Raw genomic sequence first — 26,993 nt, forward strand, 5'->3', positions numbered from 1 at the left:
GGCTTTCGGTTACCGAGGGGGAGGCAGCGCGATGGGCGTACTCGACGGCATCCGTGTGCTCGACTACGGCCGCTTCATCGCCGCCCCGTGGTGCACTGCACTGCTGGCCGACATGGGCGCCGATGTGCTGCGGATCGAGAAGCGCGAGGGCGGCGAGGACCGTTGGGTGCAGGCCGTCACCGAGACCGGGGAGGGCGGCACATTCCTGCAGTGCAACCGGAACAAGCGGTCGCTGACCCTGGACTCGACGACGGCTGAGGGCGCCGAGATCACCCGCAGGCTCGTGGAGCGTTCCGACATCGTCGTCGCGAACATGCCCGCTGCCGGCATGCGGGCCAGTGGCCTCGACTATGAGAGTCTGCGGGCCATCAAGCCCGACATCATCCTGGCCAGCGCGACGGCCTACGGCGAGGGCGGACCGTACAGCGGAAAGATCGGCTTCGACGGTGCCGGACAGGTGATGTCCGGCGCGGTGTACCGGCAGGGGTTGCCGGATCAGCCGATCCGAACTGTGGTGCCCTATGCCGACTTCGGTACGGCGCTGACGCTGACGATCGGCGTGATGATGGCGCTTTTCCACCGTGATCGCACCGGCGAGGGCCAGCATGTCGAGGGCGCGTTGCTGCCGACCGCGCTGATGCTGAGTAACGCGTTCCTGATCGAGCGTGATCTGCTCGGCGTCGACAAACCTCGGATGGGCAATCGCGGCACGTCAGTGGCCCCGTGCGATCTGTACCGCACCAAGGACGACGGCTGGGTGCTGCTGCAGACCGCGGGACAACCCATGTTCACCCGCTGGTGCCGGCTTGTCGGCCGCGAGGATCTGATCGACGACCCCCGCTTCGCCGACGATGACAAGCGTTGGGAGCAGAGCGATCTCCTCAACGAGATCATGGCGCAGTGGTGTTCAGACAAGACCAAGGCCGAGATCCTTGGACTCCTCGAATCCGCGAAACTTCCCGCCGCGCCGATGCACTCGACACAGGATGTGCTTGAGGACCCGCACATCGCGGCGATGGGATACCTGAAACGCATGGCCTTTCCGGGGACATCAAAGGACGTGCCGATCATCGAGACGCCGTTCCGGATGTCGGCCACCCCCGGCGAGATCCGCAGGCGGGCGCCGCTGCTGGGTGAGCACACCGACGAGGTGCTCGCCGAGATCGGCTACGACAGCGCCGAGATCGCTGCGTTGCGAGACCGCTCGATCGTCTGACCGCATCCAGTTTTGTGCGGAATTGCAGGGAATCTCGCGAAAAAGCCTGCAAAAACGCACAAATCAGGAGAAGAGTTCGCGCAGGCGCGTCATGTCGACCTTCCCGGAGGCCTTGCGCGGGACGGCGTCCTCGTCGTCCAGGAACCGCCAGACGCTCGGCACCTTGAATGAACTGATCCGGGCGCGTACGGCATCCGGCACGCCGGCCGCGATGCCGGGATCCTCGCAGATCACGGCGGCGGCAACGCGATTGCGCTGTGCGACTTGGACCTTGGTGACAAACGCGGCGCGGACGCCTGGGATGCCCCGCAGCGCGGCCTCGACCTCGCTGGGGTACACGGTCGCGCCGCTGACCTTGAACATGTCATCGGATCGGCCGTGCTGGAACAGGAAGCAGTCGGCGTCGAGGTGTCCGAGGTCGCCGGTCGGGTAGAAGCCGTCGGCCGTGAACACGTCGTGACGGTCTCGACGGCAGATGCCGCGCAGGATGTGCGGGCCCCGGATCTGGATCATGCCGGTCTCCCCGGTGGGCATCAGATCGCCTGTGTCCGGGTCGACGATGCGGACCTCCATGCCGGGGAAGGGCTGCCCACAACTGCCCCACGCCGTGCGCGGCATGTCCGTATCGGCCCGGAAACCACTGTAAGGGCCGAAGGATTCGGTCATCCCGAACAGGTTGGCGCGGGCGCCGGGTGGGGCGCGCAGTTCGGGCGGGAGCAGGGCCTCGAGGCTTCCGGGTCCCAGGCTGGACAGGTCCGCCCCCACCGAATCGGCCCGTCTGGCCAGCGCCTCGGCCTGATCGGACCATCCGCGGAACAGGGTCACGCGTTCGCGTTCGACCAGTGGCAGGGTGGTGTCCGGACTCGACACCGACTCGGTGATCAGGGTCGCGCCCGCAGCCAGGCTCGCCAGCACTCCGGCGCTGAACCCGCCGACCCAGAAGAACGGCATGGGCAGGTAGAGCCTGCTGACAGCCGTGACGCAGCGCGCCGCAAGTCCGGCCCGTACCGCACCCAGGGCGCTGCCGTGGCTGTGCAGGACGCCTTTCGGTGCACCACTGCTGCCGGAGGTGAAGATGACGACGAGTGGGTCGGCGGGGCGGACGGTGGCCGCCAGGGCGTCCACGAACTCGGCGGAGACTCGGGCTGCGGGCAAAGAGTCGAGTTGTGCGGCGTCCCAGACATGTTCCAGTGGGCCATGTTCCGTCGATGCGATCGTCTGTGCCTGGGTCAGGTGATGGCGCCCGCGGAACTGCTCGACGGTGATCAGGTGCTGCACCGACGCGGTGTGCACCTGCGCCGTGAGTTCTTCGGGGCGCAGCAGGGTGCTCAATGGCACGAGCACCGCGCCGACCCGGGTCACCGCGAACGCGGTCTGCACCCACGCCACGCTGTTGGGCGCGAGCAGACCCACGCGAGTGCCCTTGGTGACGCCTGCCTCGATGAGCCTGGCGGCCAGGTCCCGGGTCGACGTGTCGAGTTCGCGGTACGTCAGGCGGGTGTCGGGATCGACGACGCAGTCCTTGTCCGGGGTGTCGTCGGCGCGGTGACGCAGCAGCGCATCAACGGTGGTCGGTTCAGGCATCGAAGAGCCTTGCGAGGGCCGGCAGATCGAGCTTGCCGCTGGACCGGAGGGGAAGCTTCTCGGGCGGGCAGGTGACGAACCTGCGCGGCACTTTGTAGGCAGACAGGTCGGACCGCAGCACAGTGCGCACCGCGGTCTCGTCGAACACCTCGGGGCGGTCGGTCACAATCACCGCGGCCACGACCTGACCGCGCTCGGCATCGTCAATGCCCAGGACATGCACGGCCACGTCGCCGAGCACCGTCGAAAGTGCCCTCTGCAGGGCGGCTTCCACCTCAGGCGGTGCCACGTTGGCCCCTGCGGTCTTGATCATGGCGCCCGCCCGGCCGACGAAGTAGAAGTATCCGTCGGAGTCGGTGCGCACCAGATCCCCTGTGTGGAACCAGCCGTCGGGGTCGAAGCACTCCTCCCGGCTGAGCCCGTAGTAGCGGTCCATCATGTGAGGCCCGCGGATCAGGAGTTCGCCGACGGTGCCGGTGGGTACGGGCCGTCCGGTGTCCGGGTCGACCACCGTGACCTCGAATCCGGGTGCGGGGCGACCGAACGATCCCCGGCGTGATTCCGGTTGGTCGCTGACGTCGCCGTCGAGCAGCACCACGCTGCCGGCCTCGGTCATGCCGAGCATGCTGTGGCGCAGTTCGGGATCGGCGGGTCGGCAGTCGGCGGCCATCAGCGGATACAGGTTGCCGCGCCGCAGCGCCGACAGATCACGGTCCGCGAAGCTCGGGTGACGGGTGAGATGCGCGATGGTCCCGACGAAACCGTTGGTCACATTGGGCTTTTCGGCTTCCAGCAGGTCGAGCGTGGCACCCGCGTCGGTGGCGTTGGAGCAGAGCAGCGTCGCGCCGGCCGACAGCGTGGCCAGCAGGGAGAACGCGAACCCGCCGATCCAGAAGAACGGGGAGTTGCAGAAGAGCTTGTCGTCCCGGGACAGTCCGCGAATCTCGTTGAGAGCGGCCTGATGTCGCAGAATTCCGGCGTGGGTGTGCACCGTGCCCTTGGGTGCGGCAGTCGACCCCGAGGTGTAGATGATGGCCAGCGGATCGCAGCCGTCGACGTCGTCTTCGGCCGCCGCCAGGCGTTCGGCGCGGACGGACTCGCCCCGTCGGATCAGCCCGTCCACGTCGAGCACGATGTGCCGCAACACCGGCGTCGACGTGAGGTACAGCGGCGTCGCGGAGTCCATCTCGTCGATTGTGATGCCGAGGCCCTCGGCGATCCGGGCCCGATAGTCATGACCACGGAACTCAGTGGCGGACAGCATCACTGCGACGTCGCTGTGCACCAGTTGGGCGCGCAGTTCCGCGGCGGTGACGAACGTCGAGAACGGCACGACGACCGCCCCGATGCGCGCGGCGGCCAGCGCCATCACCACGAACTCGGCGCCGTTCGGGTAGAGCACTCCGACGTGGGTGCCCTTGCGGACGCCGAGTCCCCAGAGCCCGCGCGCCACGTCCGCGGAGCGAAGTTCGGCCTCGGCGTAGCTGATCCGGTCGCTGTCGCAGATGACGAAGGGGTGCTCGCCGCGCTCCTGCGCGGTGTCACGCAGCAGGCGGCCGACCGTGACCGAACTAGCCGCCATGGTTCTGCAACGCGGCGAAGTGACCCCGGACTGCGCCCAGATCCGGCTTGCCGGAAGGCGTGCGCGGAATACTCGGGACGATCGCGATAGCGCTCGGAACCTCGTAGCGGGCCAGACGTCCGCTGAGGAACTCGGTCAACTCCGCGGCATCGGTGCCCGCGCCGTCACGCAGTTCCACCATCGCCACCGGTGTCTCACCGAGGCGTTCGTCGGGGCGGCCCACCACAGCCGCCCCGAGCACAGCGGGATGTCGTTCGAGGGCGGCACGGACATCGTCGGGCATCACCTTGAATCCGCCGCGGATGATGGCCTGGTCGGCGCGGCCCACGATCCAGACGAACCCGTCGTCGTCGATGCGGGCGAGGTCGGTGGTGCGCATCCAGTCCGCCCCCGCCCCGAGTTGTGCCGGGATGACCTCGAGGAGGCCCACCTGGCCAGCGGGAAGTGGGGTGCCGTCGGCGTCGACCACCCGCAGTTGCGCGCCGGGGTTGGCGCGCCCGACGCTGCCGCGCTTGGCGTGCCAGTGCTGCTGGTGGTCGGCCAGGGTCCAACTGGCCACGCCGCCACCGAATTCGGTGGCCGCATAGGACGTCAGGACGGGGATGCCGAACTTTTCGGTGAAGGCGTCGGCGTCCTCGGCCGACAACGGGGCGGTGCCGGACGTGACGACCTTGATGCTGGCCAGGTCCTCGCGGGTGAGGTCCGAGTGCAGCACCATGCGCAGGGCCGCGGGCACCAGCGAGACAGCGCGGGGCCGATGCTCGCGGACCGCGTCGGCCCACATGTCGAGGTCGAACTTGGGCAGCAGCACGAACGGGCGTGCCTCGGCCAGGCACAGCAACACCCGGAACACCCCGCCGACGTGGACCAGCGGCGAGTTCACGATCGCCACGCCGCGGCGCAGTTCGGTGGGACTGGCGCAGGATTCGGGGTCGTGGCCGATGACGCTGCGTGCCAGCATGTCGTAGGTCAGGTCCACGCGCTTGGGTGGACCGGTGGTGCCGCTGGTCAGCATCCACACTGCGACGCCCGGGCGGCCCGGGTCCGGTCGGGGTTCCGTTGCGGGGACGACGTCCGGTGGGGCCGCGAGATCGCTGACCGTCACGAGTGTGGTGGTCGGCTTCAGCACATGCAGGCGGGCGAGGTCGTCGGGCAGGCCGACGACCACCGGAAGGTCCAGGCCAAGAAGATCCTCCCGGGTGCGTTCGTCCCCGCGGGCGGGGTTGATGACGACGACCGTCCCGCCCCCGGCCAGGACGCCCAGCAGCGCGGCCACATGCACGGGTTGGTTGCGCAGCATGATTCCGACGCGTGTCTGCGCGCCGCCCCGTTCGGTCACCAGGGCCGCGATGCGGGCCGCGATCGCGCCGACCTGGCCCCAGGTGAACCACTGACCCTGGAACTGGATCGCCGACGCGGCCGGGTCGAGCGCCAGGACGTCGGAGATGCGACGGCTCAACGCGTGCGACATCACCGGATCCGTGGGGTGACTTTGGGGACGGGCGACGCGGCAAGTTCGGCCTGACCCAACGGATTTCCCAATCGGGTGTAGATCAGGCCCTGATCGAGCGCCGCCCGGTAGGGCTTGTCGAGGGACTCCCACACCGCCTTGACCGTGCCCTGCGTCGCCGACGGCGGCTTGTTGGCGATGGTCGCCGCGATCTCGTGGGCGCGGGTCCACAGCTGCCCGGCCTCGACCACCTCGGTCACCAGCCCGATCTGCAACGCCGTCTCGGCGCTGATCCGCTCGTCGTTGCCCATCAACGCCATTCGCAGCGTGTGCGCCAGACCCACCCTGCGCATCAACCCGATCGGCTCCAGCGCCGACACCAGTCCGGCGGTGACATGAGAGTCGAAGAAGGTGGCGTCCTGCGAGCACACGACGACATCGGACTCGTTGAGGAAGTACAGCGCGCCCGCGGTGCACATGCCCTGCACCGCGCACACCACCGGCTTCCACATCTTCTGCCACTTGGGGCTGAGCAGTTCGCCGGGATCCTCGTGGTTCCACACGTTGTCGGGCTGACCGTAACTGGATTTGACGTCCAGTCCCGCGCTGAAGGCCCGGGTTCCGGCCGCACGCAGCACGACGGCGTTGGTGGCCTCGTCGAGTTTGACGATGCGCCAGACCGCGGCCATCTCCTCGCACATGGTGCGGTTGAACGTGTTCAACTGCTGGGGCCGGTTGAGGGTGATGGTCGCGACGTGACTCTCCCGGTCGAACTCCAGGAGGAGGGTCTCGAAGGGTTGTGCGGCCTCGGGGCTCATCGGCATCTCCAGTTCGGGGTGCGCTTCTCGACGAAGGCCAACGGGCCCTCTGCGGCGTCCTCGGTGCGCACCACGCGCTCCCGGAACGTCTCGGCCAGAATTTCGCCCTCGAGCAGGGGAAGGTCGAGGGTCTTGTGGATGGCCAACCGCGTTCCGCGGACCGCCAGGGGCGCATTCGAGTTGACGATGTCGGCGATCTCATGCGCCCGTTCGAGCAGGCGGTCATGCTCGACGATCTCGGTGATCATGCCCAGTTCGTAGGCGCGTTCCGCGGTCATCCGTTCGTGCTTACCCATCAAGGCCATCCGCAGCGCCACCGACCGGGGCAGCGCCCGGGCCAGTCGAACCATCTCCCGCGCCGCGACCAGGCCGATGCTGACGTGCGGGTCGAAGAACGTCGCCTTGTCCGAGGCGATCACGATGTCGCCGGTCGTGACCCAGTCCAGGCCTGCGCCGCAGCAGATTCCGTTGATGGCCGCCAGCACGGGTTTGGCCATTCTGCGGAACGGCGGGGTGCCCTCCTGCGGTGCCTCCCACTGGTCGTAGGTGGACAGATAGGGCCGTTCGTAGATGACCTTGCCGTCGTCGGGAATCTCCTTGACGTCGGCACCGGTGCAGAACGCGCGCCCAGTGCCGGTCACGACCATCAGCCAGATGTTGTCGTCGTTCTCGGCCTCGTCATAGGCCGCGCGCAGTTCGGTGACCATGTGCGGTGACAGCGCGTTGAGCGCCTCGGGGCGATTGAGGGTGATGGTGGCCTTATGGCCGTCCACCTCGTACTTGATGGTGTCGTATGCGGCGGATGCCGGCATGTGTGTTCCCTTCGATTGACTGGCGTCAGCGCCCGCGGAACTCGGGTGCCCTGCGCTCCCGGAAGGCCGCCAGGCCCTCCCTGAAATCCGATGCCCGACAGGCCAATTCCAGACTGGAGAGCTCCTGGTTCAAGGCATCGGACAGGGTGGAATGTGCGCCATGGGCGAGCGCCTGCTTGGTCAGTCCCAGGGCCACGGTGGGTCCGTTCGCCAGGCGCTGCAGCAGGTCCTCGGCGACAGCATCGACCTGGTCGGCGGGCGCCGCAGCGTGGATCAGGCCCCACTGAGCGGCCTCGTCACCGGTCACCTTCTCGCTCAACAGCAGCATCCGCCTGGCCCGTGCCACCCCGACGAGTCGGGGCAGCAGCCAGGTGGACCCGGAGTCCGGGCTGAACCCGCGCTCCAGGAATGGTTCCCACAGCGTGGCGTCCTCGGCGGCCACCGCGAAATCGGCGGCCAGGGCGAGGTTGCATCCCAATCCGACGGCCCATCCGCGGACCGCGCAGACCACCGGCAGCTGGATCGAGGCCACCAGTTCGATGACGCGGTGCGCGGTGTGGGGGATGCGGCGCACCAGATCACCGGTCCGTGGCCGGGCCCCCGCGTCATTGGTGGCGACCCAGTCGGCGCCGGTGCAGAAGTGCTCGCCGACGCCGGTGATCAGAATCGCCCGCAGGGAGTCGTCGTAGGCGGCCGAACTGAGCGTGGCGACCAGGGTGTCGATCATCGCGTGACTCAACGAGTTACGGCGGTCCGGTCGATTCAGCGTGATACGAAGGACCGACCCGTCTTGGGCGATCTCGATGGACCCCTCAGGCGCACCGCTCACCGTGTCGACCGTCCTTCGCGTAGATATGGATACCCATACAGTAGACGCTACGATTTCTATCCTGTACAAGTTAGCAAGGAAAGGTCGTCGACGGAACAGTCGACGGCGGGCGCGGGCGACGAATGAGGGGCGGGCACGGTGACCCAGTCGCGAATCAGGCAACCCCGGGTGGCCGAGATCGTCGCCGCGCGACTGCGGGAGGACATTCTGTCGGGCCGTCTCAAGCAGGGCGATGTCCTGCCCTCCCAGGAGAGCCTGTTCGGCGAGTTCGGCGTCAGCCCACCGGCATTGCGTGAGGCGATCCACCTGCTCGAAACCGACGGTCTGGTGTCGGTGCGCCGCGGCAACGTCGGCGGCGCGGTGGTGCACCAACCGAGCGCCGAGCGCACCGCGCATATGATCAGCATGGTGCTGCAGGCGCGGTCGGCGACCCCGGCCGACGTGAGCGGGGCACTGCTGCATCTGGAACCGATCTGCGCGGGCATGTGCGCGTCCCGCGAGGACCGGCACACCGAGGTGGTGCCATACCTGGAGCGCGAGATCGCCCGTCAGACAGAACAGTTCGACGATCCGACCAGCTACGTGCCCAATGCGCGCAGGTTCCACGAAGCCCTGGTGTCGCGCTGCGGCAATGAACCGATGATTCTGCTGATCGGGTCGCTGGAGCTGATCTGGTCGGCGCACGAGGCGGCGGTGTGGAGCGACGACACGGGCCCGCGTTCCTCGGACGGGGAGCGTGCCGCGTTGCAGACCCGCCGCGCGGCATTGCGTGACCATCAGCGCCTGCTCGACGCCATCCGCGACGGCAACTCCGCACGCGCCGTACGGATCGCCGGCGACCACCTGGCCGCGGCCCGCAGCAACACCCTGGCGTTCGGTACGGACAAGACCATCCAGGCCAGCCTGATCTCCAGTGCCGAGCAGTCGACGCGCGCAGGCGGGCAGTCACTGCTGCGCACGTCGAAGCTGAACCGAAAGGACACCCCATGACCGAGACCTCAGACGACCGCGTGCTCTTCGAAGTCGACCGCGACAAGCGCATCGCGACCATCACGCTCAACAACCCCACGCAGCGCAACTCCTACGACGCCAGCATGCGCGACAGCCTGGGCCGGGCCCTCGACGTCGTCGCCGAGGACGACGACCTGACGGTCGTGCTGTTGCGCGGCGCCGAGGGCGTCTTCAGCACCGGTGCGGATATGAACAACGCCTACGGGTGGTACGGCGACAAGAAACCCGAAGGCGCACAGGCCAAGTCGCGCCCCAGTCAGCGGCGCCGACTCACGGTGGACCGCAAGTCATTCAGCTTCTATCACAACCTGATGGGGTTCCCGAAGGTCACGGTCGGGGAGATCAGCGGCTATGCCCTGGGCGGTGGATTCGAGATGGCCCTGATGATGGACATCTCGGTGATCGGCCGCGACACCCGCATCGGCATGCCCGCCACCCGTTTCCTCGGGCCGGCGCTGGGCAGCCTGCACATGTTCTTCCACCGACTCGGTCCCGTGATGGCGCGGCGTCTGCTGCTCACCGGGGACATCGTGAAGGCCGGTGAGATCGAGCATCTCGGGATCTTCACCGAGACCGTCGCCCCCGAGTGGGTCGCGGCGCGCGCTCGCTACTGGGCCGAGAAGACCGCGAAGATGCCCGCCGACGGCGTCGTCATTGCCAAGGAGGCATTCCGGCTCGTCGAGCAGAGCCAGGCCTACCAGGGTGAAGAGGTGGCCAGCTACCTGTTCCACGCCTATGGAACGAATCTGCAGTTCTCGCCGGGGGAGTTCAACTTCGTCAAGACCCGCGCCCAGCACGGGACCAGGGAGGCCTTCCGGCTGCGCGACGAGCACTTCCACGTGCCCGAACCGGAGTGACGGCGGTGCTCAGGCCTTGGTGGTCTTCTTGGCCGGAGCCTTCTTGCCACCCTTGGCGATCTGCCGCTCGGCGTGGTCGAGGATGCAGTTGAGCGTGTACTCGAAGTTGGAGTCATCGGCCGCGATGATGTGATGACCCGCCGAGCTCACCTGCGCCAGCAGGGGAGTGTTCTCGGGATCGACCACCAGGTTGTCCTCAAGGGCCACGCCCCCGTCCTCGGCCGCCGCATTCTTCTCATACAGCCGTTGCAGCACCACGGATCCCCGCACGTGCACCGATATGGCGGAGTAGGTGTCGAAGGCGTCCTCCGGTGACAGCCCGGCCTCGACGAGGCTCGCGATGGACTTCTCCACCTCGAGTACGCCCAGTTGCGCGGCGCGCGGGCTCAGGGCCGATCTGATGAGGATGAGATCACACAGGATCGGGTTCCCCAGGAACGTCTTGCGCATGGTCCAGGCGTGGTTGTGCAGCGTCTCACGCCAGTCGTCGGCCTCGACGTAGGGCGTCGCGAACACATACTGGCGCAGGGCCCGGTCGGTCATCGCGTTCAGCAGGTCGTCCTTCTTGCGGAAGTACCAGTAGATACTGGTGACTCCCACGCCGAGATGCTTGCCGAGCAGCGGCATGCTCAGGTTGTCGATGCCGACCTGCTCGGCCAGTTCGAACGCGCCTTTGATGATGTCGTCGGGATTGATGGAGCCGCGCTCGCGTCGCTGCCGCTTCTCCGCGGTCGCCTGCTTTGCCACGAGGGGCACCTCCGTTGCGAGTAGAACTATTCGAATTTACCGTCAGCCAGTGCGGAGAATGGCCACTTCGTCCGCGTGTCGGGGGCTTGCGACGCCGTCGACTGTACCGGCGTCGACCGCCCGGGTGACACGTCGGGCAGCACCGTGAGACGTGTGCCACATCCAGCGGGTCCTCGAACGGAGAGGTTCCGGAACCTATATACCGTAACAAGTATAGTAATGATTTCCGCAGCTCTTTGGGGCTGAGCTGGCCTCGCCGGTGACGACGACTCGCTCGCGGCGCCACCCGTGGTTGCTGCGGACCGGTCCGAAGGGTAGCTGCGCGCATGGATCTGGGACTTGAAGGGGCCACCGCGGTCGTGGTCGGCGGCACTCGGGGGATGGGCCGTGCGTCGGCCCAGAGCCTGGCCGACGACGGAGCCCGTGTCGGCGTCATCGCGCGGTCTGCCGCTCAACTCGACGAGGTGCTCGAGGACTTGGGCCGGCGCGGCAGTCCGGAACCTTTCGGTGTGTCCGCCGACGTCACCGATCCCGACCAGATCGACGCTGCCTTCCGAGAGGTTGGCGAGTGCTTCGGCGGTCAGGTGAACATCCTCGTCAATGCCGTCGGCCCGAGCACCCGTGGCGGATTCGACGCGCTCACCGACGAGCAGTGGCATGAGGCGATCGAACTCGGGGCGATGTCGATGGTGCGTTGTGTGCGGGCCGCGCTGCCGCTGCTGCGGAGCGCCGAATGGGCCCGCATCGTCAACTTCTCGGCCAGTTCGACCAAGCGCCAGGGTGAATCGCTGGTGGCCTACACCGCGGCCAAGTCGATGATCGCCAGCGTGTCCAAGAACCTGTCACTGTCCTTGGCGCGCGAAGAGATCCTGGTCAACGTGATCTCGCCGGGCAGTGTGGCCTCCGAAGGTCTGCGGGGTTGGGCCAGGACGGTCGGCGTCGACGGCGACGACCCCTACCGGCTGATGGCCGCGATCAGTGAGCACTTCGGCCATCCGGCCCACCTGCCGCGCACGGGCCTGCCCGAGGAGATCGGGCCGGTGGTGGCGTTTCTGGCCTCCCGCCGCAACTCCTACATGACCGGTGCCAACGTCAACGTCGACGGTGGCACCGACTTCTGTTGAGCCCGAGCTGAAACCAACTGCGCGGAAGGGGGCTGACAGTGGCCACAGCTGTTGAGGCGCGCACGTGGGCGCCAGAAGCCCTGCGCGGCATCGGTGATTCGCTCTACACACCTTTCGCGGGTGTCGACGGCGACGACATCGACTGGGACGCATACCGAACCCTCGTGCGGCACTGTGTCGGTGGCCTGGAGCATTCCATGCTGTGGTGCACCAGCGGAGTGGGCGAGTTCTGGTCACTCACCATCGACGAGCGGAAGCGCTTGTTGGTGGTCGCGATCGAGGAGGGGCGCGCGCTCAACCCCGACCTCGTCGTGCAGGCCTGCACCGCGGCGACCTCGGCCAAGGACTGCCTGGACCTGACGCTGCGCGCGCAGCAGGCCGGTGCCGACATCGTCTACATCCAGACGCCCATGATGGAAACCCATGGCGGAGAGGGTGTTCTTCCCGGCCGCCACAGGCCCTGCTGCCGGAGGGCACCAAACGGCAGATCGAGGCTGCCTACCGACGTCTCGGGCTCGTCGCCAGCTGAATCCCTGCACCGAGATCGACACCAGGGTCGTGGTCTGAACGCAGTCACAGCCCTGACGTCGAACTCGCGGACCCCCGGAAACGCCAGCGTCGCGCCACCGCAAGCGGTGACGCGACGCTGGCTGCGTACGGTCAGTCCTCGGAGTTGCCGCCGGAGTTGTCATTCGACTCAGACTGCGAACCACCCGAGCCCTGGCCCTCGCCAGCGGCGCCGGTCGGCGTGGCGCCGGCGTTCTTCGACCGGTCGATGCCGAGGCCCTTCCGGATGTTCGAGCCCAGCTTCTCGACTGCGGCGCGCGCCTTCTCGGCGCGTTCCTGGCGCTGCTCGGCAGCGTCTGCGCGCACCTGGGTGATGCGCTCCTTGACGCTCAGGGTCGGTGCGGGCTTCTCCGGGTCGAGTTCGCCGGTGGGTGTCTTGGGCGTTTCGCCGGCTGGCGCTTCGGGTGCGTCGACTCCCCCGGACGGGGCGTCGGGCGCGCCCGGCAGCGAGATGTTGAGCACCTTGCGATCGACGGCGGGGTCCGTCGCGGAGTTCGACACCAACTTGGCGCCGGCATCAGTGCTGGTGATCGCGTTCGGAGCGGGTGCCGGCCGCGGGAAGGTGAGCGCCGTGGCGATCGCCTCGGGAATCTGGCGGAAGAAGAAGTCGACGGTGCCGGTGGGGGAGAAGAAGCCCGGGAAGTTCTGTCCGGGGCCAGGCGGGACTGATCCGTCGTCCAGGAATTTCGGCCTGAACCCGTTGAAGAACGCGTTTGTGATCTTGGCGGGAGCGTTGATCAGAGAACTGATTGCGGTCTCGTAGTCGTTGGCCTGCAGCGCCTTCGCGGCGTCATCGACGATCTCCAGCGTCTGGAAGAGGGCCGTGACGGCTGGGGCAAGAAGGGCTCTGCCGAGGTTGCCGACCACCGTCCGGGACAGCAGACCCGGGCCGTCGAGCTGACCGGCGTTGTTCGGAGTGGCCATCCACGAGGTGCCGAGAATGCGTGCCAGGGGTTCGATGCCGAGGGCGTCGAAGAAGTCGCCGGGAACCCGGAGTGCGTCCAGGAACTCGGCCCGGCCTCCCGACAGGACGTCCGCCAGGAACCATTCGTTGACTTCGCCGAAGGCTCCGATGATGTTGCCTTGGGCGAGCGCCGCCGCTGCCTGTTGGAGCACCGTCGGCAGTTCCGCCAGGGCCGCCTGCAGGGCTTCCCCTGAACCGTTGCCCGCCGCACCGATGCGATCCAGATAGCCGGGGATGTTCGCCAGTGCACCGAGCACGCGTGCTGGATTCGTGACGTTTCCGAGCACCGCGCCGAATTGGGCCTGCACCGCCGGGTTTGACAGGGCGGCCGTCAACTTGTTCCCGGCCAGTGAGATGGACTCCACCAGCGACGTCTGGGTCGGTGTCGTGGTCGCGATGGTCTGGAAGGTGTTCGCGAAAGTCTGCTGCCAGACCGTGAGCGGGTTGTCGAACGCCGACAGGTTCACAGCCTCCATCGAGGACGGCGACGCCACGTGCACTTCGGGCAGCGTCGGCGTGACCAGAGCCGGAGTGACGGCCACGGCGGCGGCGGTGGTCATGGCCACGCCGGCGGCGAGGAACTTTCCTCGGTGAGAACGCGCGGATGCGCGCCCGCTCTCCGTGATCGACGCGACGTTTCCAGCGATGTGCATTGGGCGAACCCCCTGTGAGAAACCTGTGAATGAGCTATGTGCCCGCTGAACGTAGCGAAATGAAGGCAAAATCACAATAGGTTCGCCTTGCCTTAGTAACCACAGCCTCACCTATCCAGGTCCGCGCGGTCGAATGCGGACCTCGGATCCGATGCCGTGGAGTCGCGGCGCCTCTGAGGCCCGAGGAAAGGTCATCGGACACTCCACCTGCGGGTTTGTGTACGACAGGCTCTTCCCGGCGTGCAGGAACGGCCCCTGTGGAACGCGCTACCGATAGGTGTACAGTATGCGCATACACCGGTGCTTACCGATCTGAGGAGGACCCTGGGTGACCGCTTCTGACCGTGTGATGGAGCCAGCGGAGCCTGCGGGGGCCGACCTCAACCCGGCCGTGCTCTATGAGGTTCGCGACTCCGGGGTGGCGGTCCTGACCTTCAACCGGCCCGAGCGGATGAACGCGTGGGGCAACGCGCTGTCGACGGGCTTCTATAGGCGCATCGAGGATGCCGAGGCGGATCCCCAGGTGCGCGTCATCGTCGTCACCGGCAGCGGTCGGGCCTTCTGCGCGGGTGCCGACATGGGCAACCTGGACTCCATCTCGTCGACCACCGTCGAGTCGGCGAACAAGACCGATATCAGCGCGATGGTCGCCGCCAAGCATCCGTACTTCCTCACCCAGCTGAGCAAGCCGGTGATCGTCGCGATCAACGGTGCGATCGCCGGGATGGGGTTGTCCCAGGCGCTGATGGCCGACATCCGGTTCGCCGCCGCCGGTGCGAAGTTCACCACCTCGTTCGCGCGGCGCGGCCTGATCGCCGAGTACGGAATCTCCTGGATTCTGCCGCGTCTGGTCGGCTGGGGTGCCGCGACCGAACTCCTGCTGTCGGGCCGCACGTTCTTCGCCGACGAGGCCGCCGAACTGGGCCTGGTCACCAAGGTGCTGCCGAAGGAAGAGCTCATGGCGCACGTCCTGGACTACGCCGACGAGATGGCTCGCAACTGTTCGCCGACGTCGTTGGCGGTGATGAAGAAGCAGCTGTACGCGGACGCCGACATGCACCTTGTCGAAACCAGCAACAAGGCCGAGAAGCTCATGCACGATTCGATGCAGCGGACCGATTTCATCGAGGGCATCACGGCGTTCTTCGAGAAACGCACCCCGAACTTTCCGCCTCTGGCGGGCGAAGCAGCAGCCGAGAATTGAGAGGACATCCGCGATGACAACGCTGGAGAGGCCAGTGCCGGCCAAACTCGATTATCAGGCGGTCGACGTCGACAACCATTACTACGAGCCGACCGACGCCTTCACGCGGCACCTGCCCAAGGAATTCCGAAGCCGCGGTGTGCAGATGGTGCAGGACGGCAAGCGCACGCTGGCGGTGTTCGGTGGCGTGGTCAACCATTTCATCCCCAACCCGACGTTCGACCCGATCATCGAGCCCGGATGTCTGGACCTGCTGTTCCGCGGCGAGATTCCCGAGGGGGTCAACCCGGCCTCGCTCATGAAGGTGGACCGGTTGGCCGACCATCCCGAGTACCAGAACCGTGATGCCCGGGTGAAGATCCTGGACCAGCAGAACCTCGAAACCGTGTTCATGCTCCCGACATTCGCGTGTGGCGTAGAGGAGGGACTCAAGCACGACATCCCGGCCACCATGGCCTCGATCCACGCGTTCAACCTGTGGCTCGACGAGGACTGGGGTTTAGACCGGCCGGACCATCGCATCCTCGCCGCGCCCATCATCTCGTTGGCCGACCCGGAGAAGGCCGTCGAGGAGGTCGAGTTCGTCCTGTCCCGCAACGCGAAGCTGGTGTGCGTGCGGCCCGCGCCGGTGCCGGGCGCCGTCAGGCCGCGCTCGCTCGGTGATCCGGCGCACGACCCGGTGTGGGCGCGACTGGCCGAAGCCGGCGTCCCGGTGGTCTTCCACCTGTCCGACTCCGGTTACATGGCGATCCCCGCGTTGTGGGGTGGCAGCGGTGTCTTCAAGGGATTCGGCAAGCGTGATCCGCTCGACATGGTGATCATGGACGACCGTGCCATCCACGACACCATCGCCGCGATGATCGTGCACCAGGTGTTCACCCGACATCCCAAGCTCAAGGTGGTGAGCATCGAGAACGGCTCGTACTTTGTGTACCGGCTGATCAAGCGGCTCAAGAAGTCCGCCAACAACGCGCCGTACCACTACAAAGAGGATCCGGTGGAGCAGTTGCGCAACAACGTCTGGATCGCGCCGTACTACGAAGACGATGTGAAGCTGCTCGCCGACACCATCGGCGTGGACAAGATCCTGTTCGGGTCGGATTGGCCGCACGGTGAGGGGTTGGCGGACCCGACGTCGTTCACCGCCGACATCCCTCAGTTCCCGGAGTTCAGCTACCAGGACACCCGGATGGTCATGCGCGACAACGCATTGACGCTCCTGAGCGCTCACAAGCCCGGCGCCTGAGTCCTGCCCATGGGTGAATGGACGCTCGGTGCGGTGCTCGACGCCATCGCCGACGTGGTGCCGGACCGCACGATGACGGTGTGCGGGTCGCGCCGCAGCACCTATGCCGAGACGGCGCAACGTACCCGCCAGCTGGCGAACTGGCTGGCGGACAAGGGCTTCGGCGCTCACCGTGAGCGCAGCGAGCTGAACAACTGGGAATGCGGCCAGGATCGAGTCGCGCTGGTCATGCATAACGACCTCTACCCGGACATGGTGCTGGCGTGCCTGAAGGCCCGGGTCGTCCCCGTGAACGTGAACTACAACTACACCCCACGTGAGGTCGCCGAACTCTTCGATTACCTGAAACCCCGAGGGGTCATCTACCACCGGGCGCTCGGAGCCAAGTTCGCCGACGTGCTGCCGAGGGGGGCCGAACTGCTGCTTTCGATCGACGACGGCAGCAGCCTGCCCGAACTGCCCGGCGCGGTCACCCTCGACGAGGCCGTCGCGGCCGGGTCCGACGAGGGCGTGATCGCGTCGTCTCCGGACGACCTGATCATGGTGTGCACCGGCGGCACCACGGGGCGCCCCAAGGGCGTGCTGTGGCGACAGGCCGACATGTACGTCGCGTCGATGAACGGCGCCGACCACGGACTCGTCAGCGAAATCCACGACAAGGTACAGAATCTCGGTGCCCCGTGGTTCGCCGTGTCACCGCTGATGCACGCCGCGGGCCTGTGGACCGCCTTCTCCGCGGTGCTCAACGGCCAGACCGTGGTCCTGCACGACACGTCCCGGCGGTTCAACCCCAGCGAGGTGCTGCAGACCGCGGAGCGTGAGAAGGTCGGGCTCATGACGATGGTCGGCGACGCCTACGCCGGCCCCATCGCCGAGGAACTCGGCAACCGCAGGTACGACCTGACGTCACTGTTCGCGATCGGGACAGGCGGGGCCGGAACCAATCTCAAGAACCAGCAGGCCCTGCTCGAGCACCTGCCGCAGATCACGCTGATCAACGGCTACGGATCCTCGGAGACCGGCAACATGGGCTTCGGCCACAACCAGCGCGGCAACCACACCGACACCTTCATGTTCCGTGAGGGCGGTCTGGTGCTGTCCGAGGACTACACCCGGTTCCTCGACCCCGGCGAGGAAGAGATCGGCTGGGTTGCCCGGACAGGACGAATTCCGTTGGGATACTTCGAGGATGCGGCGGGAACAGCGAAGACCTTCCCGGAGGTGGCGGGTGTCCGGGTGGTCATCTCGGGCGACCGCGCCTCCGTCGAGTCGGACGGGGCGCTTCGGCTCTACGGGCGTGACTCCCTGGTGGTCAACACCGGCGGTGAGAAGGTCTTCGTCGAAGAGGTCGAGGAGATCCTGCGGGCGCACTCCGATCTCGCCGACGCGCTGGTGGTCGGCAGGCCCAGCGAGCGGTGGGGTGAGGAGGTGGTCGCGCTGGTGTCGCTGCGCGACGGCGCATCCGTGACCGCCGACGACGTGTCCGCGGTGCTGGCCGACGTGTGCGCACAGCGTCTGGCCCGGTTCAAGGTGCCCAAACAGTTCATCGTCGTCGATCAGGTGCGCCGTCTCGGCAACGGAAAGGCCGACTACCGGTGGGCCAAAGAACAGGCAGTGCAGAACACGTCGGCCCTGGTGACATCCGAGCCGACCCGAATCGAGGGGTGAGATGACGCAGGGCGAACCGGGTGGACGGGTCATCGACTGTCTGGTCAACGTGCATTTCGGGGAGACCGAGGTGCAACCGCAGTTCATGACGAAGGTCCGCGACGACTACTTCAAGGGGCCGGCGTCGATGTTCGATCCCGTCGACCTCTCTGAGTTGATCGACGAGATGGACGAGCATGGCGTGAGCCGCGCGATCCTGATGGACAACCTGGCCAAGCCGTCGGTCACGGCCCGCAAGTTCGTCGAGGCCAAACCTGAACGCTTCGCCCTGGCCATGGGTGGGGTGAATCTGTTGCGTCCGGTCGCGTCGCTGCGGGAGCTCACCGCCATCGCCGCCGACCTGCCGGTGTCCTATGCGGTTGTCGGGCCGAGCTTCTGGGGTGACGGCCAGTATCCGCCGAGTGACGCGGTGTACTACCCGCTCTACGCCAAGTGCGCCGAACTGGGACTTCCGCTGTGCGTCAACACCGGAATCCCCGGCCCGCCCATTCCGGGTGAGGTGCAGAACCCCATCCACCTCGACCGGGTCTGCGTGCGTTTCCCGGAACTCAAGCTGTGCATGATCCACGGAGCTGATCCCTGGTGGGACATCGCGATCCGGATGCTGATCAAGTACCAGAACCTACGCCTGATGACCTCGGCGTGGTCCCCCAAGCGACTCCCCGAGGAACTGCTGCACTTCATGCGCACCCGTGGCGCAGGCAAGGTCATCTTCGCCTCCGACTGGCCGGTGCTGCGGCAGCACCGCGTGGTCCCCGAAGCCAAGGCCCTCGACCTTCCGCCCGAGGTGCTGGACAACTACCTCTACCGCAACGCCGAACAGTTCTTCTTCGAGAGCCAGGAGCAGTGACCCGGATGGACCGTTACGAATTGCGCAGGCTGGACTACAGCCTCAGCGAGGATCACAAGGATCTGCAGGCCGCCTACCGGCAGTTCTTCGACACACACTGCTCGATCGAAGTGGTGTGGGCGGCCGAGGAGTCCGGTTACGACAAGAGCCTGTGGGAGCGCTTGTGCGCGATGGGCGCAAGCACCATGGCCCTCGACGAGTCCGTCGGCGGTGACGGCGCGACACTGGTGGACCTCACGCTGGTGGCCGAGGAGTTGGGACGCGCCGTGGCGCCCGTACCGTGGATCGACCACGTGTGCGCGACCCGACTGTGGGCGCGGCTCGGTGGCGTCGACCCCGAGGCGGTCGAAGGCACCCAACTGCTCGGATTCGACTCCCGGGTGGAGGCGACGCCCGGCAGGCGCCTGATCGCCTCGGCCGCCGTGGCCGACCGCATCATCGTGCGCGACGGGGACGACGTCGTGGCCCTGAGCTATGACGCCCGTCCCGAACGCGTGGCCAACCTCGGTCGTCTGCCGATGGCGTGGGTGGACCCGGACAGCGCAGACCAGCGCACGGTGCTGGCGTCGGGTCCCGAGGCTGTCGCCGAATACGCACGAGCGCTGGATGAATGGCGCGTGCTGACCGCCGCGGCGCTGACCGGGCTCGTCGAGCAGACCATGACGATCGCGGCCGAGTTCGCCAAATCCCGCTACACACTCGGTGTTCCGATCGCCACGCTGCAGGCCATCTCGCATCCCCTGGCCAACATGGCGATCGTCGTTCAGGGTGGTCGTAACCTCGCGCACCGCGCCGCGTGGTTCCTCGACAACGAACCCACCGAGCGCCCCGAACTTGCCGGTTCGGCCTTCGTCTTCATGGCAGAGGAGGCGCCCAAGGCCGCGACCATGGCCGTTCACATCCAGGGTGGTCTCGGCGTGTCGACCGAGGCCGCCGCGACGGCGTACCTGGTGCGGGCCCGCGGTTGGGCATTGGCCGGCGGTGACCCAGCGGACACGGCCAAGCAGATCGGCCGCATCGTGGCAGACCGCGAAGCTCAGTCGGCGTAAAGGGATACAACACAATGGATTTCACACAGGTTGAGCTCAACGACGACGATCAGGCGTTCCGGGAGGAGGTGCGCGGATTCCTGGCCGAGCACGTCACCGACGAGGTTCGTCGTCGCGACCGGGAGACCGGTGACAACTTCGACGAGGGTGTGCACCTTGCGATCGGGGCAGCGGGTTACCTCGAGAAGGAGTGGAAGGCCGAGGGTGACGGCGGGTTCACGCGTGTCCGCCGCAGGATCTGGGAACTCGAGAAGCGCCGGGCCCACGTGCCCTGGGTGACGTGGGGCACCACGTCACTGGTGGCGCGGTCCGTGCTGGCCTTCGGCAAGCCCGAGCTGGTCGACGAGGTCATGCCCAAGGTGTTCAGCGGGCACGTCCGGATGTGTCTGGGCTACACCGAACCCGAGGGCGGATCCGACATCGCGACCTGTAAGACCCGCGCGGTGCGCGACGGCGGCCAGTGGATTATCAATGGCGCGAAGATGTTCACCACCGGCGCGCACAACTGCCAGTACGTCTTCCTGATCACCAACACCGACCCGCAGGCGCCGAAGCACAAGAGCCTCAGCATGTTCCTGGTGCCGTTGGACCTTCCGGGCATCGAGATCCAGGGCATCCGCACGGTCGACGGCGACCGCACCAACATCGTCTACTACAGCGATGTTCGCGTGGACGACAAGTATCTGCTGGGCGATGCCAACAACGGGTGGGCCGTCCTGCGCGGACCGTTGGACGCCGAGCACGGCGCGGTGGCCTCGGCGCCGGACGGTCTGCAGGACGTCGCGATCATGGCGCATCAGGCCGGCTTCATGTCCGCCGCACTTGACGCCGTGGCGGCGACCACCACGACACCGGACGGTGCGGGCAGGCGCCGGATCGACGACGACTCGGTGGCCTATCGCCTGGGACGAAGCGCGGCACGCCTGGAGGCCTCGCTGTCGACCCCGAGCATCTTCGGGCGGGTGTCGCAGGCGCAGACCATGCGCGACATCGGACCGGACCTCATGGACATCGCCGGGCCCGCGTCGGTGCTGCCCATCGAGACCGACGGGGCCGAAGATCACGGAACCTCGGAGTATCTGTACCGATTCGCTCCGCTGGCCGGCATCTACGGCGGCACGCTTGAGGTGTTCCGCAACATGATCGCGCAGCATGTGCTGGGTCTCGGCAAGCCGAACTACTCGCCACCGAAGGCCAAGGTGTCGTAGGGGTACCAGAAGCGCCGAGACTGCGGGGACTGCGAGAAATCATTAGAGATTTCGCAGTCCCCGCAGTCTCGATGTGCAGGGGTAGGGGGAGCGATCAGGCGATCGCGCCGGCCTCCTTGAGTTCGGCGATGCGATCCCAGTCGATGCCAAGCTCCATCAACACCAGTTCGGTGTGCTCGGAGGCCTGCGGCGCGCGCGTCGTCTCCAGCGGTTCGTGGTTGAACTGCACGGGCCCGCGGACCACCTTGAACGGTTCGCCGCCGTCGGACGCCTCGACCTCGACGACCATGTCGTTGGCGATGGCCTGCTCATCGGTGCCGAGGTCGACCAGGCTCTGGAACGGCGCCCACTGCCCGCGCATCGACTTCAGGTGCTGACGCCAGTATTCGAACGGCTTGCTGCTGATGGCCTCGGCGATCAGCTTGCTGGCGGCCTCGGCGTTCTGGATCAGCGGCATGACGTCGTTGAAGCGGGGATCGTCGTTGAGTTCGGGCAGGCCCAGATGCTCGAACGTGTCCCGGATGTAGCCCGTCGGGCTCACGATGCACAGGTTGATGGTGCCGCCGTCGGAGGTCATGTAGTTGGCCATGAGCGGGTTGACCGAACCGACGTCGCCGGGCATCAGCGACCGCATGGTCTCGCCGGTCTCCATGCCCTGGGTGACGCTGGCGCCCGCGGCCCACCACGCGGTGGACAGCAGCGACACGTCGATCTCGGCGGTCTCCCCGGTGCGTTCCCGGTGGAACAGTGCGGCCGAGATGCCGCCCGCGATGTTCATGCCGCCGATCGAGTCGCCGAATGCCGGAATGCCCTGCGACAGCGCGCCGCCGATGGCTTCGGGCGTCAACGCATGCCCGACGCCGCTGCGGGTCCAGAAGGCCGTGCCGTCGAAACCGCCGGTGTCCCGCTCGGGTCCCTTGTCGCCGTAGGCGCTGCCGCGGGCGTAGATGATGTTCGGGTTGACGGCGCGGATGTGCTCGACGTCGAACTTGTTCTTCTGCCGCTGCGAGGGCATGTAGTTGGTCAGGAAGACGTCCGCGGTCTTGGCGATCTCGTACAGGACCTCCTGCCCACCGGGGGTGGAGACGTCGATGCCGACACTGCGCTTGCCGCGGTTGGGGTGCTCGATGAGCGGATGGCGCTGCGGGTCGAGCTGGAACCCGCCCATGTTGATGAAGCCGCGTTGGGTGTCGCCGCGGACGGGGTGCTCGACCTTGATGACGTCGGCGCCCCAGTCGGCGAGGATTGCTCCCGCCGCAGGAACGAACGTGAACTGTGCGACTTCGAGGACCCGCACACCTTCCATCGGCTTGAGCACAACAACCCTCTCTTCGGTTTCGTCGGAGCCAACCGGTCAGCCCGGATGCCCGATGGTCTTGATCTCGAGGTACTCCTTGAAGCCCTCGTCGCCGTTACGACGTCCCAGCCCGCTCTGTTTGGTGCCGCCGAACGGACTGGTGATGCCGAAGTGGCTTCGACCATTGACCGTGACGTTACCGGTGCGCAGTCGTTGAGCGATACGAAATGCGCGTTGAGTGTCAACCCCGGTCACCTCGCCGGAGAGGCCGTAGATCGAGTTGTTGGCGATTGCCACAGCCTCGTCCTCGGTGTCGTAGGGGATGACGGTGAGCACGGGTCCGAAGATCTCCTCCTGCGCGATCTGCGAGTTGGGATCGACGTCGGCCAGCAGCGTGGGCGCGGTGAAGTACCCGACCGGCAGGTGTTCGGGGATGCCGCCGCCGGTGACCAACCGTGCCCCGGAGTCGACGCCGCTGCGGATCAGGCCCAGCACCTTCTGGCGCTGGGTCTCACTGATCTGCGGGCCCTGCAGCACGCTGGGATCCCACGGATCGCCCACCGAGGACGCCTCCATGCTGGCCTTGAGGATCTCGATGCCCTCGTCGTAGCGGCTGCGGGGCAACAGGATTCGGCTGGCCATGATGCAGGCCTGACCGGACATGACACAGGCGACCATGGCCGCCATCGGCAGGCACTTCTCGAATTTCGCGTCGTCGAGCACGACGTGGGCGGACTTGCCGCCGAGTTCCATCATGGTGCGCTTCACGGTCGGGGCCGCGGCCGCCAGGATGGCGCGCCCGGTCGCGGTGGATCCGGTGAAGGTGATCATGTCCACGCGTGGGTCGGCCGACAGTGCCGCGCCGACCTCGTTGGCGTTGGAGGTGACGACGTTGAGGACGCCGGCGGGGATGTCGGTCTCCTCAGCGACGATGCGCCCGTACTCGCTGCCCGACCAGGGGGTCAGCTGGGCGGGTTTGAGCACGACGGTGTTGCCCGCCATGAGCGCGGGCACGGTCTCGGCGATGTTGAGGTAGAACGGCACATTCCACGGTGTGATGGCGCCGACGACGCCGACCGGGTCATAGGCGATGGTGCGCCGCGCGGTGCCCATGGGCGCCTTGTGGACACCGGTGTCGACGAGGTACTCGAAGTCGCGGCCGTAGTCGGCCCAGTGCCTGACCTCTTCGATCGGGTCCTCGATCTGGCTGCCGGTGACGCTGAGGGGGCAGCCGACCTCGGTGACGACAATGCGCCGAAGGCGTTCCTTGTTGCGCTCCAGCGCAGCGTGCAACTGCGACATGCAGTGGTGGCGGAATCCGACGTCGCGCGACCACTCGGTCTCGTCGAACGCCCGCCGGGCCGCGGCGATGGCCCGGTCCATATCGTCCACGGTGCCGTCGGCGGCCTGTCCGACGACCTGCCCGTTGCCGGGATGCTCGACGTCGAACAGGGCACCGGAGTCGGTGTGCCGCAGTTCGCCGTCGATGAACATGCGCTGCTCACCGGCGAGAATGCCGGTGTCACTGGCGGTTTGGGTCATCTCAACGTCCCGGTGCGACCAGTTGGGGCGGGTGGACGGCGTCCGGGTCCGGGTTTGCGATGGGCAGACCCATGAACCGGCGGGCGTTGTCACCCATGAAGTCATAGGTGCGCCGGGTGTCCATGCCCTCGGCGTACTTCCAGAAACCCTTGGGTTCCGCCAAGCCCTCCGGATGCGGATAGTCCGAGCCGAACAGCACCTTGTCCCAACCGACGGTGTTGACGACGTCGGCCACGCAGCCCTCCCAGAAGGGGCTGACCCAGATGTTGCGGCGGAAGACGTCGTGCGGATGCTCGGGGAAGTTCTGTGGCATCTTCCTCTGCAGGTCCTCGAAGTCGTTGAACAGCGGGAAGATCCACGAACTGCCGTTCTCGACGCTGGCGATCCGCAGTTTCGGGAACCGGGTCAGGGTGCCGTGGCAGATCAGCGCCGTGATCATGTCCGAGATCTCGCGGTGGCCCAGCACCATCCAGCGGAATGCGCTCTGGGTCATGAAGTTCTGGGTGTGCGCCGGTTCCCACTTGTTGACGTACTCATCCAGCGGCGGGTAGCTGGCGTGCAGCACGATCGGCAGGCCTGCGGCCTCGACATCGCGCCAGAACGGGTCGAACTCCGGCAGGCCCGGTGAGCGCCAGCCGTGCAGGCCGTTGACCGGGCCGGGCTTGATCAGCGCCACCTTGGCGCCGTTGTCGAGGAGGTATTCGAGTTCACGCTGGGCGGCGTCGACCTCGGAGAGGTTGATGATCGGGGTCGAGAACACCCGGTCGGCGTAGTTGAAGCTCCAGTGTTCGAGGATCCACTGGTTGAGCGCGTGCACGATGGCCAGCGTGAGTTGTGGATCGTCGGCGCTGGAGTGCTCCACCAGCGAGCCCAGGGTGGGGTAGTTGAGCGCCTCGACGACACCCTGGCGGTCGAGTTCTGCGACGCGGTCCTCGGGATTGCGGGTGGCCGCGGGCGCCTCGATGGCCTTGCCCTGCATCTCCCGCAGGGTCAGACCCTCGACGTTCTCGCCGGCGAAGAACTTCTCGTGCGCGCCCGGTGCGGCGACCCGCTCGAAGGTGGGGTTTGGGATGAAGTCGGTGACCCGGTTGTTGATCACCACGCGGGTCTGCCTGCCGAATTGGGCGTACTGCACCGCGTGGCGATACCGCTCGGGGAGGAACTTGGTCAACGCCTCCGCGGTCTCGTACATGTGCTGGTCGGCATCGAAGATCGGTGCGTCCCGGAAGGATTCTGCGGCGTGGGTCATTGGGTCGCCTTCCTCTCGCGAGCAGACAGGAAATCGCGTGAAATCCAGTGAAATCGTGCGAGTTTCTGTCTGCTCGGCGTGGTCATCAGGTGGTCAGGACGGTCGCCGCGGCCGTGCCCGGCGCACCGTAGAGCTGGGTGAATCCGACCTTGGGGGAGCCGGGTACCTGACGGTCGCCGGCCTGGCCACGCAGCTGCCGGACGATCTCGTGGATCTGCCGGAGCCCGGACGCGCCGATGGGCTCGCCGTTGGCGATCAGTCCGCCGTCGGTGTTGATCGGCATCGAGCCGCCGATCTCGGTGGCGCCGTCGGCGAGCAGCTTCTCCTGGTCGCCGTCGGCGCAGAAGCCGCACTCGGCCATGTGGATGATCTCGGCACCCGCGTCGGTGTCCTGCAACTGGATGACGTCGACGTCCTCCGGGCTCACTCCGGCCCTCTCGAACGCCGCGCGTGCGGCGTACACCGTCGGGGCCACGTCCTCGTCGACGGGCGCGAAGGTGGTGTTGACCTCGTAGGCGCCGTAGCTGCGGGTGCGGACCTCCACAGCCTTGAGGTAGATGGGCTTGTCGATGTAGCGGTGGGCGATGTCGGCGCGGCACATCACGACCGCGGCCGCGCCCTCGTCGGGTGCGCAGAACATGTACTGCGTCAGCGGGTAGTTGAGCATGGGCGACGCGAGGATGTCAGCTTCTGATATCTCCTTGCGCCGGAACGCGTTCGGGTTCAGCACGCCGTTGCGGAAGTTCTTGTTGGCCACCTTCGCCAGGGTGGCCTGCGAGATCCCGTGGTCGTGCAGGTAGCGGTTGGCCTTCATCCCGAAGAACTGCGTGGTGAGGTACTGCCCGTTCTGGGCGTACCAGCGGGGCATCCCGACCAGTGCGGGGTCCTCGGTGAACGCGCCCTTGGGGTGCTTGTCGAGGCCGACCGCGATCCCGATGTCGTAGTCGCCGAGTCGGATGCCGTCGGCGCACGCCTTGGCGGCGCTGGCGGCCGTCGCGCACGCGTTGAACACATTGGTGAAGGGGATGCCGGTCAGGCCGACCATGCCGACGATGGCGTCCGGGTTGGCGACTGTCCAACTGCCGCCGGTGGCCGCCTGGACGTCACTCCATTCGATGCCCGCATCCGCGACCGCGGCGAGGATGGCGTCGACGCCCATCTGCATCGCGGTCTTGCCCTCGAACCGACCGAAGGGATGCAACCCGACGCCGATGATCGCCACTTCGTTCACTGGATGTCCCCTTCTGCAGGCCGTGGGCGGGGCCTGACGATATGGCTGTTCGACCGTCCAACGGTAACGATTACAGTATCTTATCTAGTGCCTCGTGACGACGGCAGGGAGGCGCGGTGCGGGTGAGCGTCGCGCTGGACTGACCGGGGATGGGGCCGAGGTCTCGCGCCCGCGCCCGACCAAGATACTGTAACCTTTACCGTTGAGCGCCCAGCATGGCGGGCGGTGGGAAGGG

At 66.9% G+C, this 26,993-nt stretch carries 22 protein-coding genes and 1 pseudogene; 11 read left to right on the forward strand and 12 right to left on the reverse strand.

Annotation, left to right across the window (positions count from 1 at the left end; genetic code table 11):
• Positions 1-31: 31 nt before the first annotated feature.
• Entirely contained in the window at positions 32-1,216 is a 1,185-nt protein-coding gene (locus tag G6N34_RS01150; protein WP_085153480.1) for a CaiB/BaiF CoA transferase family protein, read from the forward strand.
• Between the two features lie 63 nt (positions 1,217-1,279).
• Here the strand turns inward: G6N34_RS01150 and G6N34_RS01155 are convergent, their stop codons facing one another.
• The 6 genes from G6N34_RS01155 to G6N34_RS01180 are packed head-to-tail and all read right to left on the reverse strand — an operon-like array spanning position 1,280 to position 8,291.
• Positions 1,280-2,800, reverse strand: a complete 1,521-nt coding sequence (locus G6N34_RS01155) for a class I adenylate-forming enzyme family protein (protein ID WP_085153478.1) — start codon at positions 2,798-2,800, stop codon at positions 1,280-1,282.
• On the reverse strand, positions 2,793-4,382 hold the full coding sequence (locus G6N34_RS01160) for a class I adenylate-forming enzyme family protein (protein WP_085153476.1): 1,590 nt from the start codon (positions 4,380-4,382) through the stop codon (positions 2,793-2,795). The genes G6N34_RS01155 and G6N34_RS01160 overlap by 8 nt, the downstream gene beginning before the upstream one ends.
• Entirely contained in the window at positions 4,372-5,853 is a 1,482-nt protein-coding gene (locus G6N34_RS01165; protein ID WP_085153474.1) for a class I adenylate-forming enzyme family protein, read from the reverse strand. Before G6N34_RS01165 ends, G6N34_RS01160 begins: the two co-directional genes overlap by 11 nt.
• Positions 5,853-6,656, reverse strand: coding sequence for an enoyl-CoA hydratase/isomerase family protein (locus tag G6N34_RS01170; protein WP_085153472.1), 804 nt, complete (start codon positions 6,654-6,656; stop codon positions 5,853-5,855). The genes G6N34_RS01165 and G6N34_RS01170 overlap by 1 nt, the downstream gene beginning before the upstream one ends.
• The gene (locus G6N34_RS01175; RefSeq protein WP_085153470.1) at positions 6,647-7,462 is read right to left on the reverse strand and encodes an enoyl-CoA hydratase/isomerase family protein; all 816 of its coding nucleotides are present in this window, start codon (positions 7,460-7,462) and stop codon (positions 6,647-6,649) included. The genes G6N34_RS01170 and G6N34_RS01175 overlap by 10 nt, the downstream gene beginning before the upstream one ends.
• A gap of 25 nt (positions 7,463-7,487) precedes the next feature.
• Positions 7,488-8,291 (reverse strand): enoyl-CoA hydratase-related protein, encoded by an 804-nt coding sequence (locus G6N34_RS01180; RefSeq protein ID WP_085153468.1) that lies wholly within the window; start codon positions 8,289-8,291, stop codon positions 7,488-7,490.
• Positions 8,292-8,429: 138 nt separating this feature from the next.
• On the opposite strand from G6N34_RS01180, the gene G6N34_RS01185 reads away from it, so the two are divergent.
• A complete protein-coding gene (locus G6N34_RS01185; RefSeq protein ID WP_085153466.1) occupies positions 8,430-9,281 on the forward strand; it encodes a FadR/GntR family transcriptional regulator in 852 nt (283 codons plus the stop codon).
• Entirely contained in the window at positions 9,278-10,159 is an 882-nt protein-coding gene (locus tag G6N34_RS01190; RefSeq protein WP_085153464.1) for an enoyl-CoA hydratase/isomerase family protein, read from the forward strand. The genes G6N34_RS01185 and G6N34_RS01190 overlap by 4 nt, the downstream gene beginning before the upstream one ends.
• Positions 10,160-10,168: 9 nt before the next feature.
• On the opposite strand, the gene G6N34_RS01195 is transcribed toward G6N34_RS01190, so the two are convergent.
• On the reverse strand, positions 10,169-10,906 hold the full coding sequence (locus G6N34_RS01195; RefSeq protein WP_085153462.1) for a TetR/AcrR family transcriptional regulator: 738 nt from the start codon (positions 10,904-10,906) through the stop codon (positions 10,169-10,171).
• Positions 10,907-11,232: 326 nt separating this feature from the next.
• Between G6N34_RS01195 and G6N34_RS01200 the strand changes: the two genes are divergently transcribed.
• On the forward strand, positions 11,233-12,030 hold the full coding sequence (locus G6N34_RS01200; RefSeq protein ID WP_085153460.1) for an SDR family NAD(P)-dependent oxidoreductase: 798 nt from the start codon (positions 11,233-11,235) through the stop codon (positions 12,028-12,030).
• Positions 12,031-12,068: 38 nt separating this feature from the next.
• Positions 12,069-12,473, forward strand: a pseudogene (locus tag G6N34_RS01205) (dihydrodipicolinate synthase family protein); the annotation flags it as partial.
• 217 nt (positions 12,474-12,690) lie between these two features.
• Here the strand turns inward: G6N34_RS01205 and G6N34_RS01210 are convergent.
• Positions 12,691-14,214 (reverse strand): hypothetical protein, encoded by a 1,524-nt coding sequence (locus G6N34_RS01210; protein WP_085153458.1) that lies wholly within the window; start codon positions 14,212-14,214, stop codon positions 12,691-12,693.
• Between the two features lie 328 nt (positions 14,215-14,542).
• Between G6N34_RS01210 and G6N34_RS01215 the strand changes: the two genes are divergently transcribed.
• From G6N34_RS01215 to G6N34_RS01240, 6 genes are read left to right on the forward strand one after another with little or no spacing between them, the layout of a single operon-like run.
• On the forward strand, positions 14,543-15,418 hold the full coding sequence (locus tag G6N34_RS01215) for an enoyl-CoA hydratase (protein WP_234812976.1): 876 nt from the start codon (positions 14,543-14,545) through the stop codon (positions 15,416-15,418).
• A gap of 13 nt (positions 15,419-15,431) precedes the next feature.
• The gene (locus G6N34_RS01220; protein ID WP_085153454.1) at positions 15,432-16,664 is read left to right on the forward strand and encodes an amidohydrolase family protein; all 1,233 of its coding nucleotides are present in this window, start codon (positions 15,432-15,434) and stop codon (positions 16,662-16,664) included.
• 9 nt (positions 16,665-16,673) lie between these two features.
• Complete coding sequence (locus G6N34_RS01225) at positions 16,674-18,332, forward strand: acyl-CoA synthetase (protein ID WP_085153452.1); 1,659 nt, start codon at positions 16,674-16,676, stop codon at positions 18,330-18,332.
• Between the two features lies 1 nt (position 18,333).
• Positions 18,334-19,182: an amidohydrolase family protein gene (locus G6N34_RS01230; RefSeq protein WP_085153450.1), complete on the forward strand. Its 849-nt coding sequence runs from the start codon at positions 18,334-18,336 to the stop codon at positions 19,180-19,182.
• Positions 19,183-19,187: 5 nt separating this feature from the next.
• Positions 19,188-20,231, forward strand: coding sequence for an acyl-CoA dehydrogenase family protein (locus tag G6N34_RS01235; protein WP_085153448.1), 1,044 nt, complete (start codon positions 19,188-19,190; stop codon positions 20,229-20,231).
• 14 nt (positions 20,232-20,245) lie between these two features.
• Positions 20,246-21,439 carry an acyl-CoA dehydrogenase family protein gene (locus G6N34_RS01240; protein WP_085153446.1) on the forward strand — a complete coding sequence of 398 codons (1,194 nt, stop codon included), beginning with the start codon at positions 20,246-20,248 and terminating at the stop codon, positions 21,437-21,439.
• Between the two features lie 94 nt (positions 21,440-21,533).
• Here G6N34_RS01240 and G6N34_RS01245 read toward each other — a convergent pair whose 3' ends face one another.
• From G6N34_RS01245 to G6N34_RS01260, 4 genes are all read right to left on the reverse strand, one after another.
• Entirely contained in the window at positions 21,534-22,745 is a 1,212-nt protein-coding gene (locus G6N34_RS01245; RefSeq protein WP_085153617.1) for a CaiB/BaiF CoA transferase family protein, read from the reverse strand.
• Positions 22,746-22,793: 48 nt separating this feature from the next.
• Positions 22,794-24,278, reverse strand: coding sequence for an aldehyde dehydrogenase family protein (locus G6N34_RS01250; RefSeq protein WP_085153444.1), 1,485 nt, complete (start codon positions 24,276-24,278; stop codon positions 22,794-22,796).
• Between the two features lies 1 nt (position 24,279).
• Positions 24,280-25,527 carry an amidohydrolase family protein gene (locus G6N34_RS01255; protein WP_085153442.1) on the reverse strand — a complete coding sequence of 416 codons (1,248 nt, stop codon included), beginning with the start codon at positions 25,525-25,527 and terminating at the stop codon, positions 24,280-24,282.
• Positions 25,528-25,612: 85 nt separating this feature from the next.
• A complete protein-coding gene (locus tag G6N34_RS01260; RefSeq protein WP_085153440.1) occupies positions 25,613-26,758 on the reverse strand; it encodes a thiolase family protein in 1,146 nt (381 codons plus the stop codon).
• Between the last annotated feature and the right edge of the window lie 235 nt (positions 26,759-26,993).

It is taken from the genome of Mycolicibacterium confluentis, from assembly GCF_010729895.1.
Lineage (GTDB): Bacteria > Actinomycetota > Actinomycetes > Mycobacteriales > Mycobacteriaceae > Mycobacterium > Mycobacterium confluentis.

What these genes read in the sequence shown, in the direction of transcription:
- G6N34_RS01220 (WP_085153454.1), top strand. Translation starts at nt 15,432, where the DNA reads ATGACAACGCTGGAGAGGCCAGTGCCGGCCAAACTCGATTATCAGGCG.
- G6N34_RS01190 (WP_085153464.1), top strand. Translation starts at nt 9,278, where the DNA reads ATGACCGAGACCTCAGACGACCGCGTGCTCTTCGAAGTCGACCGCGAC.
- G6N34_RS01175 (WP_085153470.1), bottom strand. Translation starts at nt 7,462, where the DNA reads ATGCCGGCATCCGCCGCATACGACACCATCAAGTACGAGGTGGACGGC.
- G6N34_RS01235 (WP_085153448.1), top strand. Translation starts at nt 19,188, where the DNA reads ATGGACCGTTACGAATTGCGCAGGCTGGACTACAGCCTCAGCGAGGAT.
- G6N34_RS01150 (WP_085153480.1), top strand. Translation starts at nt 32, where the DNA reads ATGGGCGTACTCGACGGCATCCGTGTGCTCGACTACGGCCGCTTCATC.
- G6N34_RS01165 (WP_085153474.1), bottom strand. Translation starts at nt 5,853, where the DNA reads ATGTCGCACGCGTTGAGCCGTCGCATCTCCGACGTCCTGGCGCTCGAC.
- G6N34_RS01230 (WP_085153450.1), top strand. Translation starts at nt 18,334, where the DNA reads ATGACGCAGGGCGAACCGGGTGGACGGGTCATCGACTGTCTGGTCAAC.
- G6N34_RS01160 (WP_085153476.1), bottom strand. Translation starts at nt 4,382, where the DNA reads ATGGCGGCTAGTTCGGTCACGGTCGGCCGCCTGCTGCGTGACACCGCG.
- G6N34_RS01245 (WP_085153617.1), bottom strand. Translation starts at nt 22,745, where the DNA reads ATGGAAGGTGTGCGGGTCCTCGAAGTCGCACAGTTCACGTTCGTTCCT.
- G6N34_RS01225 (WP_085153452.1), top strand. Translation starts at nt 16,674, where the DNA reads ATGGGTGAATGGACGCTCGGTGCGGTGCTCGACGCCATCGCCGACGTG.
- G6N34_RS01210 (WP_085153458.1), bottom strand. Translation starts at nt 14,214, where the DNA reads ATGCACATCGCTGGAAACGTCGCGTCGATCACGGAGAGCGGGCGCGCA.
- G6N34_RS01240 (WP_085153446.1), top strand. Translation starts at nt 20,246, where the DNA reads ATGGATTTCACACAGGTTGAGCTCAACGACGACGATCAGGCGTTCCGG.
- G6N34_RS01250 (WP_085153444.1), bottom strand. Translation starts at nt 24,278, where the DNA reads ATGACCCAAACCGCCAGTGACACCGGCATTCTCGCCGGTGAGCAGCGC.
- G6N34_RS01255 (WP_085153442.1), bottom strand. Translation starts at nt 25,527, where the DNA reads ATGACCCACGCCGCAGAATCCTTCCGGGACGCACCGATCTTCGATGCC.
- G6N34_RS01200 (WP_085153460.1), top strand. Translation starts at nt 11,233, where the DNA reads ATGGATCTGGGACTTGAAGGGGCCACCGCGGTCGTGGTCGGCGGCACT.
- G6N34_RS01170 (WP_085153472.1), bottom strand. Translation starts at nt 6,656, where the DNA reads ATGCCGATGAGCCCCGAGGCCGCACAACCCTTCGAGACCCTCCTCCTG.
- G6N34_RS01155 (WP_085153478.1), bottom strand. Translation starts at nt 2,800, where the DNA reads ATGCCTGAACCGACCACCGTTGATGCGCTGCTGCGTCACCGCGCCGAC.